Source organism: Terriglobus sp. YAF25 (assembly GCF_052113305.1).
Lineage (GTDB): Bacteria > Acidobacteriota > Terriglobia > Terriglobales > Acidobacteriaceae > Terriglobus.
This window is the reverse complement of sequence record NZ_JBFRCY010000590.1, coordinates 1-3,720: the sequence shown is the minus strand read 5'-3', so window position 1 is coordinate 3,720 and position 3,720 is coordinate 1. Positions and strand designations below refer to the sequence as shown.

Genomic DNA, 3,720 nt, shown 5'->3' with positions numbered 1-3,720 from the left:
CTCGATCGCCACTGCAACCCTGACGCTGCCACTCAAAGAAGAGGAGACCGATCATGCGCGCACTTCTGATTGATGATGAGCGCCGCGCGCGCGCCGAGATGCGCCGCCTTCTGGAGGCCCATCCCGATGTGACCATTGCCGGCGAGGCAGCCAACGTCTCCGAAGCCAAGGAGATGATCGCCCGCGAACGGCCTGACCTGCTGTTCCTCGATGTAGAGATGCCCGGAGCTACCGGCTTCGATCTGCTCGATGAGATCGCAGGCCGCGAGCAGACACCCGCCGTGATCTTCACCACGGCATTCGATCRCTACGCGCTGCGAGCCTTTGAGGTTCGTGCAGCCGACTACCTGCTGAAACCAGTTACACCGGAGCGCCTGAAAGCCGCCCTTGAACATGTCCTCACCGAAGATCGCTCCGAGCCGCAGAGGCTGACTCTCGACCAGTTCTTTATCCGGGAAGGAGAGCGCGCCTGGATGGTGCGCGCGGTGGAGATCAAGCTGATTGAAGCGGAGGGCAACTACGCCCGGCTTCACTTCGGCGAGAATCGCCCTCTCATTCTGCGCAGCCTGCAAACACTCCAGGCGAGATTGGACGATCATTTCTTCCGTGCCAACCGCAGCCAGATCGTCAACCTGCGATGGATCGCACGCATGGAACTGGAAGTCGACGGAGCTGTACGGGCAGTGCTGAAGGACGGGACCGAAGTGATCTTCTCGCGCCGCCAGTCACAGGCGTTGAAAGAACGTATGGCGCTTTAGGATTTGATAAGTGGGTCTCGGCCATTTTTGGGAGGGATCTGCTCTGCGGAAATGGCTTGGTACCTCAGCGGCTGAAGCCGCTTTCTTATTACTCCCCGGTACGGGACGGCTAAAAGCCGTCCCCTTAACCACCCCAGCCAGCAAAGCTGGCCAGGGACCCCGGAGCAAGGCATTCGCGCGTTGCGCGAACGTGGAAGCGCATCTCGTAGGATTGTGAGGCAGCCTTTCTAATAGTCATTGCTAATCACTTCGAATGAACTTGTTCATTCGAGTGATCTATCGCGCAATGCGCGATCGTCTTGCTTAAGGGCATGGCTTCAGCCATGCCGTACGAGAGCTCGAAAGAGGAGCGGCTTCAGCCGCTGAGGGCAATTTACCGGAAAAGCAGATCAGTCCGAAAATGACAAACAAAGGACTCTGCATGCTCGAGAAAGCCGTGCGTCCTTTCGCTATTTGTCTGTCGATACAGTTCTAAGCCTGTGCGATCGGCGTGCTGGAGGGATCAGGTACCGCAATCGCGGCGGCTACCGGGCGCTTCTGCTGGAAACACTGACGGCAGAGGACCGGACGTCCCTGCGTCGGCTTGAAGGGCACGGTCGTCTCCACGCCGCACTCGCTGCACTGCGTGCGAGTCTCAGTCCGAGTGTTAGGTGCAGAACCGGATCCCCGCGCCGCCCGCTTCGCCTTGCACGGCTTGCAGCGCTTGGGATCGTTCTTGAACTGTTTGTCGAAGAAAAATAGCTGTTCCCCGGCAGTGAAGACGAACTCACTGCCACAGTCGGAGCACTTCAGAATACGGTCCACAAACTCCATGGGGGGCTTCTTTCATTACGTACGTAAAAGAAGGCATCACGCCAGACAGCGCGTAGAAACCATAAACCTATTTCTTTGTCAGTGCTTGGGCCCGGAGAGCCGTGGAACCGGCTCCGTATATCTCGTTAGACGACTTAGGTACGCCGAACGCCGCCGGAAAAAGAAGACCTCGGCGGAGAAGTACATCCTGGATGGCAGGACCGCCGGCATCCGTGCCGCGGTCCTGCCCGGTACTGCTGTTAGTCCTGCTCCTTGCGCGACTTCTTGCGGTTGCGCTTGCGGGCCAGGGCTTCCTTCACGCGCTTCTTCTCACCCGGCTTCAGGTAGAAGGAATGACGCTTTACTTCCTTGATAATGTCTTCCTGCTGCACCTTGCGCTTAAAACGGCGCAGGGCATTTTCAAGGGGTTCGCCTTCTTGAACTCGAACCTCTGCCAATGGAGATACACCTCACTCCCGTCCCGGTAAGGGATCGTCTAAGAATATCTGATTTTCGGCCAATTGCCAGCAAATCCAGCTTTCTGCACCGCAAATAGTGCAACTGAATCATGCCGTTCGCCGGGAAGAGAGCCACAGGGTCAGCAGTGCCAATTCGCCGATAAAAATCGCCTCCGCCACGATGAAGTTCGACGGCCTGGAGGCAGCCACCACCAGCAGAACCACTGCCAGTAACGCCACGCACACCATGGCCAGCCGCCGCGAATAGGTGTAGCGGAAGGCCGGCATCACGGACCGCGCTGGAGCCTGCTCCGGCAGACGGGATACAAGACGAGCCGCGAACCCATCAGGCACCGGGACCTGCGGTCCGCGATCGAGGGCCTCCGCGATGCGGAGATCGAGACTCTGATTCCGGTCGAGATCTTCGGTCATACCCTTACCCTTTCGTGGATCGTAACTGCGGGCTTCACTGCTTCCGGCTTCATCGCCTGCTCGACTCTCTGTTTCAGACGTGTCCGGGCGCGATGCAGATGCGTCCGCACCGTATTAATCGGAAGATTCAGGGTCAGCGCAATCTGTTCGTAGGTCTGCTCTTCCTGATGGAAGAGGGTGAGCACGGTCCGCTCCACCGGAGTAAGCGTCATCACCTGCTGCTGCACCATCGACCAGAACTCTCCAGAGAGCAGCTGCTGCTCTGCCCCCGGATCCCGATGCGCCAGGCGATCTTCGAGCGTTGGACCGCCATCCTCTTCTCCCGTCGACATGGGAAGCAGTGGATCGTCGACACGGCGGCGGCGCTTCCATTCATCCTGCGCTACGTTCACCGTGATGCGGTACAGGTAGGTCGACAGCATCGCCTCTCCTCGAAATGTGGGCAGCGCTCGATAAGTCTGCAAAGGCGGTAGGACTGAGATTGTCGCCGAAAGTTTCACCTCATCGCCTGAAACTTTCTCTGCGACCTGCAGTCTTACGCCCGCAGAACACAAGGAGGTACAACAGATGCACGCATTCTTCAGCCCATTCGTCGTTCCTGTGGCCATCTTCGCAATGATCGCCATCCTGGGCGTCGGAGGCATGGTCTCTGGCTATCACGAGAAGAAACTCAGGGTCGAGCAGCGTATGGTGGCCCTGCAGCGCGGTATTCCCCCGGACCAGATCGAAAAGATCTTCGGCGCCGCCGAGCGCGCCGAGGAGCGCGGCGACCCTTTGCGCAGCATGGGGAACGCACGCCGTGCAGCCCTGATTCTGATCGCCTGCGGTGTCGGCATCATCGCCACATGTCTTCTGCTGACCCTGATCCTCCAGGTTCGGGAGATCCTGGCAGGTGCGGCCGGCGGTTTGATTCCGGTAGCGATCGGCATCGGATTTTGGATCGACTACAAGATTCAGGCGCGTGAGATGGAGCGCCTGGGTCTTGTTGTCAGCGAAGAGTGAGTAGAATCGAGCGCATGATCCGCTCTTACCAGGGAAAGACGCCCATTATTGGCCAGGGCTGCTATATCGACCAGTCCGCGCAGGTGATCGGCGATGTCGTCTTCGGAGACCAGTGCTCGGTCTGGATGAACGCCGTCGTTCGCGGCGACGTCAACGCGATCCGCATCGCATCGAAGACCAACATTCAGGACTGCGCCGTGCTGCACGGCATGCGCTACGTCCACCCGGTCCATATCGGTGAGCTGGTCACCATCGGCCACTCGGCCGTTGTCCATGGA

Annotated in this window: 7 protein-coding genes; 3 read left to right on the top strand and 4 right to left on the bottom strand. The window is 58.9% G+C overall.

The window, feature by feature from the left end; all coding sequences use genetic code 11:
• Nucleotides 1-53 precede the first annotated feature (53 nt).
• Nucleotides 54-758 (top strand): LytR/AlgR family response regulator transcription factor, encoded by a 705-nt coding sequence (locus tag AB4043_RS20685; RefSeq protein ID WP_442307951.1) that lies wholly within the window; start codon nt 54-56, stop codon nt 756-758.
• A gap of 471 nt (nt 759-1,229) precedes the next feature.
• On the opposite strand, the gene AB4043_RS20680 is transcribed toward AB4043_RS20685, so the two are convergent.
• From AB4043_RS20680 to AB4043_RS20665, 4 genes are all read right to left on the bottom strand, one after another.
• The gene (locus tag AB4043_RS20680) at nt 1,230-1,571 is read right to left on the bottom strand and encodes a zinc-ribbon domain containing protein (RefSeq protein WP_442300621.1); all 342 of its coding nucleotides are present in this window, start codon (nt 1,569-1,571) and stop codon (nt 1,230-1,232) included.
• A 239-nt stretch (nt 1,572-1,810) separates the two neighbouring features.
• A complete protein-coding gene (gene rpsU, locus AB4043_RS20675; protein WP_147645753.1) occupies nt 1,811-2,008 on the bottom strand; it encodes a 30S ribosomal protein S21 in 198 nt (65 codons plus the stop codon).
• A gap of 108 nt (nt 2,009-2,116) precedes the next feature.
• Nucleotides 2,117-2,440, bottom strand: coding sequence for a hypothetical protein (locus AB4043_RS20670; RefSeq protein ID WP_442300620.1), 324 nt, complete (start codon nt 2,438-2,440; stop codon nt 2,117-2,119).
• Complete coding sequence (locus tag AB4043_RS20665) at nt 2,437-3,048, bottom strand: RNA polymerase sigma factor (RefSeq protein WP_442307950.1); 612 nt, start codon at nt 3,046-3,048, stop codon at nt 2,437-2,439. The genes AB4043_RS20670 and AB4043_RS20665 overlap by 4 nt, the downstream gene beginning before the upstream one ends.
• On the opposite strand from AB4043_RS20665, the gene AB4043_RS20660 reads away from it, so the two are divergent.
• Both AB4043_RS20660 and AB4043_RS20655 read left to right on the top strand, forming a co-directional pair.
• The gene (locus AB4043_RS20660) at nt 3,008-3,442 is read left to right on the top strand and encodes a hypothetical protein (protein ID WP_442300618.1); all 435 of its coding nucleotides are present in this window, start codon (nt 3,008-3,010) and stop codon (nt 3,440-3,442) included. The genes AB4043_RS20665 and AB4043_RS20660 overlap by 41 nt on opposite strands.
• 14 nt (nt 3,443-3,456) lie before the next feature.
• On the top strand, nt 3,457-3,720 hold a 264-nt coding region (locus AB4043_RS20655), incomplete at its 3' end, for a gamma carbonic anhydrase family protein (RefSeq protein ID WP_442307949.1).